Genomic DNA, 16,496 nt, shown 5'->3' with positions numbered 1-16,496 from the left:
TCAATCTTGATCTCGAGGTACGCCCGCTCAGATAGGATGCGAATATGAACGCCAATGTGATCACAGATCCGTTTGAGATCGGCCCGCGGGGGCCGGAACGAGGCCAAGGTCGTTGCGAAGGGTCTGAACGTTGGGACTTCTTTCGCGCTTGGCTTGCAAACCCGCTTCGGGTGGCATCTATCGTGCCATCCAGTCATCGGCTTGCCCTTGCAATCACCCAGGAAATATCCAGCGCCACCGGGCCTGTACTTGAACTTGGTCCTGGGACGGGTGTCTTTACCCGCGCGCTTCTGGCGCGCGGCGTGGCCGAAACGGACCTCGTCCTGGTGGAGAAAGGTAGCGAGTTCCTTCCCGGTCTTAGCCAACAATTTCCTGCGGCGAAACTTCTAGCGAGGGATGCAGCCTCCTTGCGCCACATCGATCGATTAAACGCTGGCGCCGTGATCAGTGGGCTGCCGCTGCTTTCGATGTCACTGCGGCAGGTTGCAGCGGTCCTGCGCGGATCGTTCCGGCAAATGCGCCCGGACGGTGTCTTCTATCAGTTCACTTACGGACCACGCTGCCCCGTTCCACGCCGTCTCTTGGAAATGCTTGGGCTCAAAGCTGTCCGTATCAGCACCACCTATGCCAACCTGCCGCCTGCCAGTGTGTATCGCATCACGAGGCGCAGAAACGCGCGGTGAACCGAGACGCCAGTCAAACCTCGCCTGTTGGCGGCAATTACTTTTTCTATAAATTACTGTTTTACGAGAGATGCAGATGAGAAATCCTCTCGTTGTCTTGGGAGACGCGGTTGTACAGTCTTAAAAATGGGCGGTGGCTCAATGAGCCCACAAAAGCAAATGCTTCGGATATCGAACTTTCCGTGACGACTGACGCCAACACGGACTTTTGGCGACAGACACACTATGGCTTTGTGCGCGACAGCGGCCATTTCTACGCATTCCAGGCCGAATGTGATTTCACGGCCCAGATTCGGGTCCAGGCAAATTTTGAACATCTCTACGACCAGGCTGGACTCATGGTCAGGCTCGACGACAGACGGTGGGTCAAAACCGGGATCGAATTCTCGGACGGATATGGCTTGCTCGGCAGTGTGCTTACGGATGGAACCTCCGACTGGGCAACGGGGCGTTATAACGGCGACCCGTCAGATTTTTGGATAAGAGTGACCGTCCAGAGTGGCGTCCTGAGAATACAAGCTTCAGACGATGGAAAGACATGGCCACTGGTTCGCCTCTGCCCATTTCCAAAAGCGGATCATTATCTCGTTGGCCCAGTGTGCTGCACTCCCGAACGTGCAGGCTTGGAGGTACGATTTAGTGAGTGGCAATTCGGGCTGGCCTTGGGAAAGGACCTCCACGACCTGACGTAACCGCCGGAGCGCACTATTTAGACGCTGCAGTGTTTGCTCCTTGCGCAAAAGCGAGGAGACTCTGCTTAGAATGACGACCGCTTTCAGTGACAACCAACGAATGCCTGTGCGGCTGCTATGAAGGCGCAAAGCTGCGCCATCGCATTCGGTAGGCAATGACCGGTTTGACCAAGAGCGGCCATCCTCGGTAGAATGGCCTTGGAGACTTGGCGTCTTCCAACTGTCATTCTTCGGGAGCATCCTGCGATCTGCAGCAATTGATCGTGGCCAAGCCGATAGCTCGGCCGGGAGGTCTCGATGGTGCAGACAGCTAATAGGATGCTCATCAGCGGGACTGCTTGGCAAAAGGCCGTGGATCGCGAAGCCGTGATTCGGCCCATCGCTTTCGTCAAGAAGCTGACCGGCCAGGAAAGATTCGCCGCGTGCAGGCAGTTGGGCCTCAAGCCGGCACGGTTTTATCAGCTGCTCGCGCAGTTCCGTCGAAAACCGGTGACCAGCTCATTGCTTGATGAAACGCCTGGCCCAGAGAAGGGGAGGCGGCTCCTGTCATCGGAACAAGAAGATGCCGTCACCTGCGCCATCCATGAGATCTATTGGCGCCGCGAGCGGCCGACGATCACCGCCGTTCATGATCATGTCCGGGTCATCTGCCGTCAGCGAAACCTGGCTGCACCGTCCTGGAAGGCCGTGAAGGTTCGCATTGATCGCTCCGACCAGAGAACGCTGGCCAAAGCCCGAGATGGTGCTACCGTCGCCCGTCAGCAATACAAACCCGTCACCGACGAGTATTCAGTCAGGCACGTGCTGGAAGTCGTGCAGATCGATCACACGTTGGTCGATCTTTTCATCGTTGACGCTGTAAACCGCCAGCCATTGCAGCGTCCCTGGCTGACGTTGGCGATTGATGTCGCCAGCCGCATGGTGGCCGGCTTTTACCTGAGCCTTGAGCACCCATCGTCAACATCCGTCGCCTTGGCGATCCGGCACATGGTGTTGCCGAAGGCATCATGGCTCGCGGAGCGGAGCGTAGCCGGCGCCTGGCCCGTCTATGGTTTGCCCACCGCCATTCATCTGGACAACGCTCGGGAGTTTCGGGGAAAGGCGCTCGCCTGGGGTGCGGCCGAGCACGGCATAAATCTTATCCATCGACCTGTTGCTCGTCCACATTACGGTGGTCACATCGAGCGGCTTATCGGCACTATGATGGGCGCCGTTCACTTTCTGCCCGGTTCAACATCGAGCGATATTGGCTCCCTTGGCGACTACGATCCGCAAAAGCATGCAGTCATGACTTTTGACGAGCTGGAGCGGTGGCTCACCCTTGAGATCGTTGGCCGCTATCACGCCGATATTCACCGTGCGCTAAAGATTCCGCCTCGGCTGGCCTGGGAAGATGCCGTCCTCTCTCGTCGGGAGCCACTGCGGCTTCCCTATAACGAACGCCGTTTCGTTCTGGATTTCCTGCCGTTCGAGGAACGCGTCATACGTCGCGACGGACTGCACCTGTTCGGCCTCAAATATTGGGATGATGTCCTGAGCCCGTGGACCGGTGCGCCGGACAAGATGCGCGTCCGTTACGATCCGCGGGATATTTCCTGCGTGTTCGTCGACGGGCCAAATGGCGAAAGCTGGCCGGTTCGATTTGCAGATCTCGCACGGCCACGAATCGCCCCCGAACATTAAAGGGGCACAGATATACGGTGGAAGAGAATTGGCTCCTTAGGTTAAAGAAGAACGCGGCGGAATTCGTCGGATCTGGAACCCGGTTTTGTTCTGTTCAAAGCCCGCTTCCTGATAGAATTTGTGGACGGCGCATCGTTTTGAGCCTGTAAGCAACATCACTTTATAGCAGCCTGCGCGCCAGGCTGCCTCTACGGCCTCCTGGAGAACAGCCTTTCCATAGCCCCTTTTGCGATAGGCGGTATGGGTGACGACATTTTCAATCAAGGCATATGAAGCGCCACCGCGCGTCAGGTTCGGTATAACGACCAGCGTGCAGGTCGTAACAAGTTCGTTGTCCAAGCAGCCGACAATAATTTCGCTCCCGGGATACCGTTTAAGCGACTCCCAGTTTTTGCGGGCGTCTTCGGTTGTCGTTTCCTTATCATCGGGATCAAGGTGACGATAAAGTTCCAGCAGTTTCCGAATATCCGCGTCATCGATAATTCGAATTCGCATAGAAGCTCCTTGTTGAGCGGAAGAAAAGCACGGCGCTACAGGCGGTCGTCGTCCTCACGATACTGGATAATCAGGTTGCGCTTGGGGTGCCGCTTGAATGAACGCTTCGAGTTTTCGGCATTCATCATCGACGGCAAGCAGGCGAGGATACTTTGACAAATCGCACTCAAACCTGCGCGCATTATCTATCTGTGGGATCAGACAGGCGTCGGCCAATCCCGGACGATCTGCAAAACAGAATTGGAATCGCGTCGTCTGCCGCGTGAGTTGGAGTTCCAAGCTGGTCAGGGCCTCACTGAGCCAATGACGATACCAAGCTCGTATCTCTGCTTCGTCCGCCTTGAGAACGTCGCCTAGATACCGCCGTATGCGGTTGTTATTGATCGGGTGGAGATCAGATGTGATGACATTCGCAAACGCTCTCGATTCAGCCCTTAGCAAAGGATCAGCAGGCAAAATGCCAGGTTCTGGAAAGAGTTCTTCGAGCAACTCCATGATTGCCATCGACTGGGTGACAACGCGTCCGTCAATTTCCAATGCGGGCATCAGCCCTTGCGCATTGATTTTGCGATAGTCTGGTGAAGACAGGGAGGGTATGGCCACGTATTCATATCGCAAGCCCTTGAGATTGAGCACGATCCGAACACGCTGACCTGCAGAGTTTTGATATCGGGTATGAAGGCGCAACGTCGTCATTTTTTTACTACTTTGCTCCCAGACGCGGCTCAGTCCCAGACAATAGGCGCTGAATGTTGGCGCGGTGACGAGCTATCACATAAATCGCCCCCGCGATTACCAGCAAGCGATAGGGCAGCGGTTGCGGGAGAACGAAGATAAAGGCGATCGCGACCAGAGCCGCGAGCATCGAGCTTAGGCAAACAATTCTAAAAATGGCTATTCCGCCGCAGAACACCATCGCCACGCCTATGCCAACTTGCCACGACAGTGCCAATAAGACGCCCAGCCCAGTGGCGGCGGATTTTCCGCCGGTAAAATTCAGCCAGATTGAACGGGCGTGACCCAGTAATGCGGCGAGACCGGCTAAACAAATGACCCAGGGCTGCCAGGCTTGCAGTTCCGGCATGGACGGAGAAGTGCTCGACAACAGTGTGATCCACCAAGGGCAAACCCAGCGAACGAAGGCAACCGCGCCAGCCCCTTTCAAAATATCCACCAGAAGGACCACAGCCGCAGGCAATTTGCCCAGCGTCCGCAACACGTTAGTTGCTCCCGTGGATTTTGAACAGTGTTCTCGGATATCGATACCCTTGAGTTTCCCCACCAGATAGCCCGTTGGGATGGAACCCAGGAGATAGGCGATCATCAGCCCAGCCACATTCGCTATCCAGAAAGCCATAAGAGTCCCTTCAATGGTTGATTTCAGAGGATTAGCATTTCATCGTCTATGTCATTGGCCGCTTTCGGCGATCGAGCAGTTTCACGCCATCGGCTCGCAAGTCTCCCTTAGGATCGACGAATCGGTAGAGTGTCTGTCGTGTGATGCCGAGTTCGGCGCAAAGGTCTGCCACTTTCGTCTCTGGCTTTCCCATCGCAGCCTGGGCAAGGCGGAGTTTCGCAGGTGTCATCTTAAAAGGCGCGCCGCCGTTCCGGCCGCGCGCACGAGCAGCTTCCAATCCCGCCTTGGTTCGCTCGACGATCAGCGCCCGCTCAAATTCGGCGAGTGCGGCGAATATGCCGAACACCAATCGACCGTTCGCGGTTGAAGTGTCGATCGACGCGCCTTCGCCAGCCAGCACCTTCAGGCCTATGTTCCGCTTGGTCAGGTCATCAACGAGATTGACGAGATGACGAAGATCGCGGCCCAGACGATCGAGTTTCCAGACGACAAGGGTGTCCCCCTTGCGTAGCGCCTTCAAGCAGGCGGCAAGACCGGGGCGGTCATCTCGCTTTCCTGATGCGGAGTCCTCATAAACGTTGTCGGCTTCAACGCCAGCAACAATCAGCGCGTCTCGCTGAAGGTCATGCACCTGGCTGCCGTCGGCCTTCGACACCCGTGCGTATCCGATCAAGGCTGTCATTTATACGTCCGTCTGTGTGACATTCTTCATTTGGCCCCGCCAAAGCCTGTAGATTGTCACATAACCCGTCTTGCAATGTAAGCTCCGTGAACGGCTATCTCCGATCTTTTTGTGACAAACGGAGTACCGATGCCCCGCCGTATGATTTTAACGGATGCTGAACGGCAGAACTTCCTTGCGCTGCCCACCGATGACGACACCCTGATCCGGCATTGGAGCCTCAATGACGACGATCGCCGTCTTATCGAAACGCGGCGCCATGATGATACCCGATTGGGATTGGCGCTTCAGCTCTGCGCGCTTCGTTATCCGGGTCGCCTGATTCAGCGCGGGGAAGTCATCCCTGCGGTGGCGCTGTCGTTTTTGGCCGAACAACTCGGGATCGAACCGGAGGCGCTTGCCACTTTTGCGCGGAGAGCACCAACTCGCTACGAGCAGCTTGCCATCCTTCGCCAGCACTATGGCTTCACCGAGTTGTCTCATCCTTTGCGCACCGATCTGCTTGCTTTTGCACGCGGCATTGCGATCGCTTCGACGAAAGATAAATTTGTCGTCGCAACCCTGGCTGATGAGATGCGGCGGCGACGCATCGTTATTCCTGGCATTACCGTGCTCGAGCGGCTGGCGGGGCAAGCGTGCACCGAAGCCGAAGAGGCTCTGTATGCCGATGTTGCTGCAAGATTGACGCCCGATCTCGTCGTGCGCCTGGAAGCATTGCTCATTGCGGGACGACGCGCAAAACAGAGCGGCATATCTTGGTTGCGGGAGCCTCCCGGCAAAGCAGGGGCAACGGCCATGCGGGGGTTGATCGATCGGCTGGAGGCCGTGCGGCATGTCGATATTTCCAATGCTGTGCTTCAGGCGATCCCGGCTCACCGTGTTCGCCGGATGGCACAGGAAGGTCGTCGTCTAACTGCCCAGAACTTTGAACAGATGCGCGCAGGCCGCCGTCACACGACATTAGCGGCGTTTCTTCTGGAAATGGAAGTCGCACTCACCGACGCGGCGATCGGCATGTTTGAGACGTTGATCGGCAAGAGTTTTCGGCAGGCAGAGTCAGCCCGTGACAAGCAACTCCTCGAAAGCGCATCGTCAGCGACATCCGCGCTCGATTTCTTCGCAAATTTCGGCGAAGCAATAACCGCTCAACGCGAATCCGGGCTTTCCCTTGATGAAGCGGTGACCACTGTCACGAGCTGGGAAGCGCTCATTCAGGCAACAGCCTCGGCGAAGGCGGTCAAAAGGCCTCGGAGCGAGGATGATCTGATCACCTACCTGTCGGTTCAATATGTCCGTGTCCGGCGGTTCACCGCTCCATTTCTGGCATCATTCACCTTCGAAGGAAACCGCCGAAACACCTATTTCATCGAGGCTATCGCGCAGATGGAAACTGCCTGGAGGAATGGCTCCAGATCGGCAGAGCAGCCCTGGTTCCACAAGGCGCTGCTGCTGGCGAATGCGCGATGGCGCAAGGAAATCGTTGGCGGTGACGGCGCGATCGACCGGAAGATGCTGGAACTGTTTCTCATCGTCGAACTGAAGAACAGGATTGCCGCCGGAGATATATGGATCAGGGGGTCCCGCGCCTACCGCGCACTTGACGAGCACATGATCTCACAACAGACGTTTGCTGTCATCAAAGCAGAGGCCCGCATCCCGGTCGCGATTCCGACCGACGTCGAGACCTATCTCGCCCAGAAAGCCGAAGCACTGGATCAAAAGCTGCGTGAGGCGGCACGTCGCCTGGAAACCGGCCGGGGCGATACCCGCATCGGCGCGAAGGGATTGCGGATTCCAGCAGTGAAGACCACGGAAACTGAAGCCGCAATAGCATTTGCGAGACGCGTTGCAGCCACCATGCCGCCGATCCGGTTGACGGACCTTGTGGCCGATATCGACCGGATGATCGGCTTCAGCTCGCTGTTCGAGCATCTTCAAACAGGTCGGCCACCATCCGATCTGCGGGTGTTCTATGCAGCGCTGATCGCCGAAGCCACAAATCTCGGCTTCTCGAAGATGGCGCATGCTTGCCCTGGCATCACACGCCGTCAATTACAACAAATGGCAATCTGGCATTTCCGCGAGGAGACCTTTGCGCTGGCACTCGCCAGACTGGTTGAGGCCCAACACTCCACGCCGTTCTCAACTGTGTTCGGATCGCACGCTGTTTCCTCGTCGGACGGACAACATATCCATCTTGGCGATGGTGGCGAGGTGGCAGGCGGCGTCAATGGTAGGTATGGAAACAATCCCATCATCAAGCTTTACACCGCGATCTCTGGTCGATACGCGCCCTTCCACACCAAAATCATCGCCGCGACTGCGAGTGAAGCCGTTCATGTGCTCGACGCTCTGCTGGAAACCGACGCTGGTCTTAATATTGCCCGTCACCATGTCGATGGCGGCGGCGTCAGCGATCTTGTGTTCGCCTTCTGCCATGCCCTCGGCTTCGCGTTTGTGCCGCGCATCCCCGATCTCAACGGGCGATGCCTCTATGGCTTCGGACCGGCCAAGCAATACGGAATTCTTCAGAACGTCATGGGTGACCGGATCGACGCCGATCTGATCCGGGCGCATTGGGACGATATCTTGCGTCTGATGACCTCGCTGCGCACCCGCACAGTCAGCGCCTCACTCATGCTGAAGCGGCTTTCGGCGACAACGAGGCAGAGCGGTCTGGCCCAGGCGTTGCGCCAGATGGGCCGGATCGAGCGAACCCTCTTCACTCTCGACTGGATCAACGATGAGCAACTACGCAAGACCACGACGGCCGAATTGAACAAAGGCGAAAGCCGGAACAGCCTCGTGCGGGCCGTGAATCTTCATCGTCTCGGCCGTTTCCGCGATCGTAGTCAGGAAAATCTTTCGATCCGGGCATCCGCGCTCAACCTGGTTGTCACCGCCATCATACATTGGAACACAATCTACACCGGTCGCGTCGTCGATGCTTTGCGCAATGCGGGACAGGCCATCCCGGACCATCTCCTCTCCAGCCTGTCGCCGCTCACATGGGAGCATGTGAACCTGACCGGCGATTACCTGTGGGAAGAAAAACCGGAGTTCGATAAAAACGGGTTCCGCGCAATCCCGTTCATCCCATGATCCGCCTACCGTATATCTATGTCCCTTTAATGTTCAGGGGCCGAAAAGGTTGTCCAGCGATTGATGAAGCAGGAGCAGCTGGTCGTTGCCACGCCGCGTCGGCGGCGGTTTGGATCCTATCTGGGAGAGATCAGTCCAGCGCCCGAGAACCTGATCAATCGCGACTTCCATGCAGAAGCGCCGAACGTGAAGTGGCTGACAGACATCACCGAGTTCCAGATCCCAGCAGGCAAGGTGTACCTTTCGCCCATCATCGACTGCTTTGACGGCATGGTCATCAGCTGGTCCATCGGAACCCAACCGGATGCAGGTCTCGTCAACACCATGCTGGATGCAGCCATCGGAACCGTCGCCAACGGCGAGGAACGGCCAATCATCCATTCTGATCGCGGAGCCCATTATCGATGGCCCGGCTGGTTAACCCGTATCAGCGAAGCGAGACTGGTTCGCTCGATGTCTCGAAAGGGTTGCTCGCAAGACAACGCCGCTTGCGAAGGGTTCTTCGGTCGGTTGAAAACCGAGCTCTTCTATCCACGAGACTGGAAGGTCATCACGATCGAGCAGTTCGTGGCAGAGGTGGACGCCTATATCCGATGGTACAATGAAACGCGCATCAAAATATCACTGGGATCACTCAGCCCTGCCGAATATCGTAAGAGCCTCGGCCTGAGCATTTAAAACAGTCCAACTTTTTATCCGCACCCCCACCGGCTCAGTTCCGCACGGAAACCAACACTCCTCGTTCATAAAGCCCGAAAAAATTCTACTTTGAAGGCTCTTATTAGAAAAGGGATACCGGACAGCAATACGACGGCTCCAGCTAACGCAAGTTCGTATAAACAGGATGCTTTTTGGGTGCATTCGCAAAATGCGGGTACTCAGGAGATACCCGGAAATTTACGCCGGCCTTTTGCAAATACTCGATGTACTTGTGTATGTGGATTGCCCTGCCTACCAAAAACTCCGAAAGATCACTGCTTCGAATATAATTTTTCGCCTGAGGGAAATTTATTCCTTTTATTTTCGACACTGCTCGGACATGTGCAGCATCGTCTACAGCATCCGTCAAGGACACAGTATAAACTTGAGGATCTAAGGTGAAAGATCGTTGGTTTGTCGTCACTACACTCCAACCACAAAACTGACAACGAACACCTGTCGCGGTTCCGTTTTCGAACTTCTCGAGCATGTGATGACATTGAGGGCAATCACCATAAGGAGCAGTCATTTGTTTCCCCCGGGTATAAAAGTTTTAAAGCTGCCTAGTCGAGAAAGGTCAGGCTGTCCACTTGGCAGAGCCGGAGCAACCAGCATTCTACCATCGGGATATGCCCATAGAAGATCTGTCGGAGCCGTTACTGGGACTCCAAGCTTATTTGCGAGGTTTTGACCAAAACCAGTGCTACAAGCGCCAGTTGAGCACGATAGCAGGCGGACGGACGTCCCCGGGTTGTACCCTGGAGAGTTCTTGATCATAACGGCAGCGGTGCGATGATCCACGGCTATTGGGCCTCGCGGTGTCATTATTTCGATTAGATTAGGATCTCCGTGGGCGACAACATCGAATCCTCCATTCGGATCAACGTTTGATGCAGGCCGACGCGACGCATTGCGAAAAAATTGATCGGCATCCCCCATGAAGTTAACCGGACCGGCCGCCGCGAGACCAAGTGGATCCGACCATAGAGAAGGTATCGAGACATATCCCTGTGGCCTGTCCCCACCCGCTAATCCGATCGGATCAGGGCTGGCATATTGCCCCGTCAGCGGGTCATAATGTCGATGGCGGTTGTAGTAGAGTCCTGTCTCAGTTTCCTCATACTGGCCCGGAAACCGCCAAGGGCAGGCAAGTTCATCCGGTTCTCGCCCATGCTTGGCCACAACGGCAAGTTTGCCAAAAGTGCGGGTGGTGCGGATGGCACCCCATACTTGATGGTCGGCGGCCCAGACGAGATCGCCTTTATCGTCGAACATCTCCTTCGGCGTGCCGAGATGATCGCAAACCACTGCCAGCATCTCATCGGAGGGTAATTGCTTGGCGAGCAGTCGATGACTGTTCTCTTCGAAATGCCAGTGTGTCGCTTCATCCCAAGCCACATGACCATCGAGATGGAGCGGCGCTTCCGCCGCCATATGATCGCCATCCCAGAGATAAGCCGTGCCGACGGTAGGGACGGCATCGGTGGGCGTGGCACTCTCATGCGCCGGACGCGTGGCGAGCGGCACACCATCGCCGCCCACAAGGCTCGGCCAACGCAGTGCGGCAGCATGGCGCTCCTGCTCGGCAAAGCGGCGGACCTTCGACACACGCCGTCCGAAAGGATCGTAGCGGAACAGCCATTCCTCGCCTTCCAGCGTCGTGACACCGACAAGCCGGTCATGCACGTCCCAGCTATAGCGCCAGCGTTGCGGGCGAAAGCCGTCGCGCTCGACTCTCCGCTCGATCAGCCGCCCGCAGTCGTCGTGCTTCAGCTGGATGCGTTCGCCCTTCGGGCCGCGGGCGATCTGAACAACACCGCCGGGCGTTGTCTGCCAGCCGATCGGCTTCGGTGCAGGAATGACAGAACCGAAAGTCTCGTCAAAGTCGCGGCCATAAGGCGTCGGGACTGGATCGGACGAGATCGACGAGGAAGCACCCGCGATATTGCGCGCTTCATCATACTGAAAGCGCTCAGAGCCAAAGGCAGCATCGGCATCCGTCAGCTGACCGTTATCGTCATAGGTGAACTGCCGCTTGCCCCAGGTGCTGTCGTCAATGCTGATGGGCGCAAAAGCATTGTCATATTCGTAAAGACGGCGGATCTGTCCAGGCTTGGCGCGTGCAGAACGCGGACCTGAAGAGGACGGAATGGTCCAGCCAAGCCGCGATACGTCAAGATTACCTGCAACAGCAGGACCGGCTGCCTGCGCCGTCAATTGACCCCGCTGGCCAACCAGTGACCAACTCCGGCAAGCCCACCCTACAGGCCCTTATTTGTGATTGTTGGTATCCCCATAGGGAGGATTACATAGCCTTTAATTTAATTAGGATTATCTTCCCAGAACTTTACTACGGGATGATCTTTAGGATATTTTCGATATATAAAGCCCATCCAATACTTAGCGAAATCCCTATCTTTCGGATCGCCGCCATATATCTCCCATATTATCTTCGATAAAGATTCTATCTTCATGAATTTGTAGAATATTTTTACTATAAAACTAATGCAGTCCATGGAACGAAGGACCGTAGTGCCTCAGCAGCTTATTTTTATATTTGTTCTTCCACGAGCATCGTGAAAATAGCTTTACCGCTCTGGCCGCCATCATGCTGTCGGCAGCTGGAAAAAGATTTATAAATAATTCATAACGTTCTTGATCAGGCAGTTTACGCGCTGACCTTAGAAATTTCACATCATCCGCATTCATTTCTCAAAAATATCCTTGAATAAATTAGTCGGAAGCCCAGCATGCGGCGTATCTTCGGCAAGAGGCTTAAAATGACCCGAACCATTGTTCCATTCAATGAGTTCTCCTTTATTCGAGAATCGAACTTGACCCGCATATCGGACATCCGCTCCTTTACTTAAAGACAAATGAGACGAAAAGTTTTCGCCTCCTATCGATCCTCTTTTTGTAATTAAAATCGAACCATCCGATCGAGTGATAAAAGCATACCAGCCTTTATACGGTGTCTCTCTGATGCTGACTCTTTGGCCTTTCCAAAGAGCGATGAATCTGAATCTCTGGTGCAAACTGGAGGGGTCGGATGCGAACAGGAATTCCACTGCGGGCAGATTTTGACGCTGAAGGTCTTCGGCGTCTTGCTCGTCAAAGCAAGCATGCGGCTCAGGCTCGTCGACTGCTGGCGCTTGCGCTGATCTATGACGGAGGCTCGCGCTCGGATGCGGCGCAACTGGGTAACGTCACTCTGCAGATCGTGCGCGACTGGGTCATTCGGTTCAACGAACGTGGTCCTGAAGGACTGATCGATGGCAAGGCTCCTGGCCCAAAGTCACTGCTGAACGATGCTCAGCGGGCCGCATTGTCCAAAGCCATCGAGCGGGGGCCGACACCCTATCTCGACGGTGTCGTGCGCTGGCGTCTGTGCGATCTGGCACAATGGATTTGGGAAGAGTTTCGCGTCTCGGTGAGCGAACAGACACTGAGCCGGGAGGTCCGTGCCATGGGTTACCGCAAGCTCGCTGCCCGCCCCAAACATCATGCGCAGGACCCTCAGGCCATTGAGGATTTTAAAAAAGTTTCCCCACCGCAGTGGCAGAAATTTCCGCCGGAGCGGCCCGAGGAAGACGCATAGAAGTTTGGTACCAGGATGAGGCCCGGATCGGTCAAAAGAACAAGATCACACGCCGCTGGGCAAAGCGGGGCTCAAGGCCATCCGCCCCGCACGACCAGCGAACCCGCTCTGCCTATATCTTCGGTGCCATCTGCCCCAAGCTGGGCAAGGCGGCCGCACTGATCATGCCGTGGTGTGATACCCACGCTATGACGCAGCACCTGGCCGAAATCTCCCGGCACGTGGCCGATGACGCGCATGCCATCCTCATCATGGACCAGGCCGGCTGGCACATGTCCAACAATCTCGCCATTCCCCCCAACATCTCGATCCTGCCTCTGCCGCCGAAGTCGCCTGAGCTTAACCCAGTCGAAAACCTTTGGCACTTCATGCGCGAGAACTGGCTGTCGAACCGTATCTTCAAATCCTATGATGATATCGTTGCCCACCGCTGCGATGCTTGGCGAAAGCTCGAAAGCCAGCCATGGCGCATCATGACCATCGGACGCAGAGAATGGGCCAATGGGTTCTGATCAATGAGGATGCGTATTAGGTGTAACTTCTGAGCCGTTACGGCCAGCCTTCCGCCTGCCATCTTTACGACGCCAAAGATTACCTGCGGAGTGAGGTGCAACGTAGTCATTCGGATAGAGATTTTTATAAGCAGGATTTTCTGCCTCATCTACGGTACGATTTGCGCGCAACCGTAAGGTGTCTGTCAAATTTAGAGGATTGACCACATAAATGCGGAGTTTGTCTTTAAATGCAAAACGATACCGACGTTTTCGTCGCGAACCCGGTCCATAACTGGCATCACGAGCAAAGGTGAAAAAATTTGTAGCAGTTGTTTCTCTGCTTGAGTATCTTTGCACTTCGCAGCATGTGAGTACGGAAGAAAAATGACTAAAGAGATCAGTAAACTTTTGAGCCATGTGCTTCGTCATGCGCCTGAACGGCTTGGCATCACCCTTGACGCGAATGGATGGACCTCAGTCGATGCGCTGATCGCGAAAGCTCGGGAGGCAGGCTTCCAGATTGATCAATCTCTGCTGGAAACTGTCGTCGCCGAAAACGACAAAAAGCGATTTACACTGTCGGAGGATCGTCAGCGTATTCGAGCAGCTCAAGGCCACTCCCTTGACATTGACCTTGACCTCAAGCCTTCCGAGCCACCACATATCCTATTTCACGGCACAGCACGAGATAATCTCGATGCCATTATTGCCGAAGGTCTCCGTGCTGGCAGCCGGCAACACGTACACCTATCCCTGGATGAGGAGACAGCAGTGAAGGTCGGCAGCCGGCACGGCAAACCGGTTGTACTTCGCGTCGCAGCAGGTGAGATGCAGGCAGCAGGATTCGCTTTTTGGCAGGCTGACAATGGCGTATGGCTGACAGATCGTGTTCCGCCAACATACCTCAGAATTTGATCGTTCTGGTAAATTTCCCTTGCCAAGCCATACGTCGGTGAAGCTGGACCGATACGGTCTTAGGCAATCAGTATTCATCGTCGGTTTCGAGCCGCTCCTGTGTCATTGCTAGCGACTGGGATCGTGACGTGACATCATGGCATTGTTACAGTATCACTTCTTCACAGAGGAATTGATACGTCGGCCCATCATCAAACGTAACAGCGAACGCCTTCAGCTTTGCGGACGAAGAACCAAATTGGCCTTCTTGATATCCGATTTCCGCTAGCCAACCAGCTTTATCAAGTAATACAAGTTTCCCATACGAAAGCTTCATCAAGTCACGATCAAGGGCGTACAAAAAGTTGCATTTGTATGCCCAAACGTTTTGAAAACGAAAAGCCTTCTCATCTATCTCGCCCTTTTCATTTTCAAATGAAAATGTCAGTGAAAATTCTCTTCCACCCTCATTTTTCAGAAACGGGCCTTCGTACAGCGAGGTAGGTGCATTTGGAAATGTCCAGACTACTTCCATCAATTGTTTCCTGATCCAATATAGGTGCTTGCTTTTGATCCAGACCCTGTAACTCTAATCGTAGGAGTTCCGAGTTCCGAAAGCCCATTGCGGGTCAGCCTTTCCGCGATTGCTGCTTGAGTTGAAGCGTCTTGAGTTAGATCGATCAGTTTCCACTTTTCAACGGGAATATTCGCTTGCCTTAGAGCTAATGAAGATCGTGTATTAACTACCAAATTCCGTCCTTTAACGACGATTACCTGAACCGGAACCTGCTCCGGGGTTAGCTGTCCTTTTCTCAACATATCCGCAACGTCGCTAATTGTTTTACCGCTAAAGGCACCCTCTGCGCTAAATTTGGGACTTGCGGTTGTTTGAGTGAAAGAGAAAGGATTTTTAGCCAATTCCGCAGCCAAACCGAGGACATCAATCATTATGATGGGATTTTGAACATATCCCTGCGGCCGCTCCCCTCCTGCCAATCCTATCGGATCCGGGCTCGCATATTGCCCAGCTAGCGGATCATAGTGCCGGTGCCGGTTGTAGTAGAGCCCGGTTTCCTCATCTTCGTATTGCCCCGGAAAACGCCAGAGGCAGAAGAACTCATCCGGTTCGCGTTCCTGCTTCAGCGCTACGGCAAGGTTGCCAAATATCCGCGCTGTACGGATTGCACCCCAGACATGATAATCGGCAGCCCAGACGAGTTCGCCTCTGACGTCGAACATCTCCTTCGGCGTGCCGAGATGATCGCAGACGACAGCCAGCACTTCACCGGACGGGAGTTGCTTGGAGAGCAGTCGGTGACTGTTCTCTTCGAAGTGCCAGTGCGTGGCTTCATCCCAAGCCACATGGCCATCAAGATGAAGCGGCGCTTCCGCCGCCATATGATCGCCATCCCAAAGATAAGCCGTGCCGACGGTAGGGACGGCATCGGTGGGCGTGGCACTCTCATGCGCCGGACGCGTGGCGAGCGGTACACCATCGCCGCCCACGAGACTTGGCCAACGTAGTGCGGCAGCATGGCGCTCCTGTTCAGCAAAGCGGCGGACTTTCGACACGCGTCGTCCGAACGGGTCGTAGCGAAACAGCCATTCCTCACCTTCCAGCGTCGTGACGCCGACAAGCCGGTCGTGCACGTCCCAGCGGTAACGCCACCGCTGTGGGCGAAAGCCATCGCGCTCCACCCTCCGCTCGATTAGCCGCCCGCACTCGTCATGCTTCAGCTGGATGCGCTCACCCTTCGGGCCGCGGGCGATCTGCACGACGCCGCCCGCCGTTGTTTGCCAGCCGACTGGCTTCGGTGCCGGGATGATCGAACCGAAGGTCTCGTCAAAGTCGCGGCCATAAGGCGTCGGGACTGGATCGGACGAGATCGACGAGGAAGCACCCGCGATATTGCGCGCTTCATCATACTGAAAGCGCTCAGAGCCAAAGGCAGCATCGGCATCCGTCAGTTGACCGTTATCGTCATAGGTGAACTGCCGCTTGCCCCAGGTGCTGTCGTCAATGCTGATGGGCGCAAAGGCACTGTCATATTCGTAGAGACGACGGATCTGTCCAGGCTTGGCACGTGCAGAGCGCGGACCTGAGGATGTTGGAATGG

13 protein-coding genes and 1 pseudogene are annotated in these 16,496 nt (G+C 55.4%); 7 read left to right on the top strand and 7 right to left on the bottom strand.

Annotation, left to right across the window (positions count from 1 at the left end; all coding sequences use genetic code 11):
- Positions 1-44: 44 nt before the first annotated feature.
- The 3 genes from VQ830_RS27000 (at position 45) to VQ830_RS26990 (ending at position 3,058) form a co-directional block, all read left to right on the top strand.
- The gene (locus tag VQ830_RS27000) at positions 45-683 is read left to right on the top strand and encodes a class I SAM-dependent methyltransferase (protein ID WP_337271251.1); all 639 of its coding nucleotides are present in this window, start codon (positions 45-47) and stop codon (positions 681-683) included.
- A gap of 110 nt (positions 684-793) precedes the next feature.
- Positions 794-1,375, top strand: a complete 582-nt coding sequence (locus tag VQ830_RS26995) for a DUF1349 domain-containing protein (RefSeq protein WP_337271250.1) — start codon at positions 794-796, stop codon at positions 1,373-1,375.
- A 297-nt stretch (positions 1,376-1,672) separates the two neighbouring features.
- On the top strand, positions 1,673-3,058 hold the full coding sequence (locus VQ830_RS26990; RefSeq protein ID WP_337271249.1) for a TnsB C-terminal domain-containing protein: 1,386 nt from the start codon (positions 1,673-1,675) through the stop codon (positions 3,056-3,058).
- A 36-nt stretch (positions 3,059-3,094) separates the two neighbouring features.
- Here the strand turns inward: VQ830_RS26990 and VQ830_RS26985 are convergent, their stop codons facing one another.
- The 4 genes from VQ830_RS26985 to VQ830_RS26970 are packed head-to-tail and all read right to left on the bottom strand — an operon-like array spanning position 3,095 to position 5,592.
- Positions 3,095-3,553 (bottom strand): GNAT family N-acetyltransferase, encoded by a 459-nt coding sequence (locus tag VQ830_RS26985; RefSeq protein WP_337271248.1) that lies wholly within the window; start codon positions 3,551-3,553, stop codon positions 3,095-3,097.
- Positions 3,554-3,607: 54 nt separating this feature from the next.
- A complete protein-coding gene (maiA, locus tag VQ830_RS26980) occupies positions 3,608-4,249 on the bottom strand; it encodes a maleylacetoacetate isomerase (protein WP_337271247.1) in 642 nt (213 codons plus the stop codon).
- 7 nt (positions 4,250-4,256) lie between these two features.
- Complete coding sequence (plsY, locus tag VQ830_RS26975; RefSeq protein ID WP_337271246.1) at positions 4,257-4,910, bottom strand: glycerol-3-phosphate 1-O-acyltransferase PlsY; 654 nt, start codon at positions 4,908-4,910, stop codon at positions 4,257-4,259.
- Between the two features lie 46 nt (positions 4,911-4,956).
- Positions 4,957-5,592 carry a recombinase family protein gene (locus tag VQ830_RS26970; RefSeq protein WP_337271245.1) on the bottom strand — a complete coding sequence of 212 codons (636 nt, stop codon included), beginning with the start codon at positions 5,590-5,592 and terminating at the stop codon, positions 4,957-4,959.
- A gap of 129 nt (positions 5,593-5,721) precedes the next feature.
- Here VQ830_RS26970 and VQ830_RS26965 point away from each other — a divergent pair, with 129 nt between their 5' ends.
- Positions 5,722-8,694, top strand: coding sequence for a Tn3 family transposase (locus tag VQ830_RS26965; RefSeq protein WP_337271244.1), 2,973 nt, complete (start codon positions 5,722-5,724; stop codon positions 8,692-8,694).
- Between the two features lie 39 nt (positions 8,695-8,733).
- A pseudogene (locus VQ830_RS26960) lies at positions 8,734-9,372 on the top strand (IS3 family transposase); the annotation flags it as partial.
- Positions 9,373-9,918: 546 nt separating this feature from the next.
- Here the strand turns inward: VQ830_RS26960 and VQ830_RS26955 are convergent.
- Complete coding sequence (locus tag VQ830_RS26955; RefSeq protein ID WP_337271243.1) at positions 9,919-11,610, bottom strand: RHS repeat domain-containing protein; 1,692 nt, start codon at positions 11,608-11,610, stop codon at positions 9,919-9,921.
- A gap of 832 nt (positions 11,611-12,442) precedes the next feature.
- Between VQ830_RS26955 and VQ830_RS26950 the strand changes: the two genes are divergently transcribed.
- A protein-coding gene (locus VQ830_RS26950) for an IS630 family transposase (RefSeq protein WP_337271242.1) occupies positions 12,443-13,503 on the top strand; the annotation gives its coding sequence in 2 pieces (ribosomal slippage) (positions 12,443-12,935 and positions 12,935-13,503; 1,062 coding nt in all).
- A 366-nt stretch (positions 13,504-13,869) separates the two neighbouring features.
- Positions 13,870-14,400 (top strand): RNA 2'-phosphotransferase, encoded by a 531-nt coding sequence (locus VQ830_RS26945; RefSeq protein ID WP_337271241.1) that lies wholly within the window; start codon positions 13,870-13,872, stop codon positions 14,398-14,400.
- Positions 14,401-14,545: 145 nt separating this feature from the next.
- Here VQ830_RS26945 and VQ830_RS26940 read toward each other — a convergent pair whose 3' ends face one another.
- Positions 14,546-14,914 (bottom strand): hypothetical protein, encoded by a 369-nt coding sequence (locus VQ830_RS26940; RefSeq protein WP_337271240.1) that lies wholly within the window; start codon positions 14,912-14,914, stop codon positions 14,546-14,548.
- Positions 14,914-16,496: RHS repeat domain-containing protein (locus VQ830_RS26935; RefSeq protein WP_337271239.1), on the bottom strand; the 1,583-nt coding region annotated here is incomplete at its 5' end. The genes VQ830_RS26940 and VQ830_RS26935, both read right to left, overlap by 1 nt.

It is taken from the genome of Oryzifoliimicrobium ureilyticum, assembly GCF_037199735.1.
Classification (GTDB): Bacteria; Pseudomonadota; Alphaproteobacteria; order Rhizobiales; family Rhizobiaceae; genus Rhizobium; species Rhizobium ureilyticus.
This window is presented reverse-complemented; position numbering and strand designations above follow the sequence as displayed.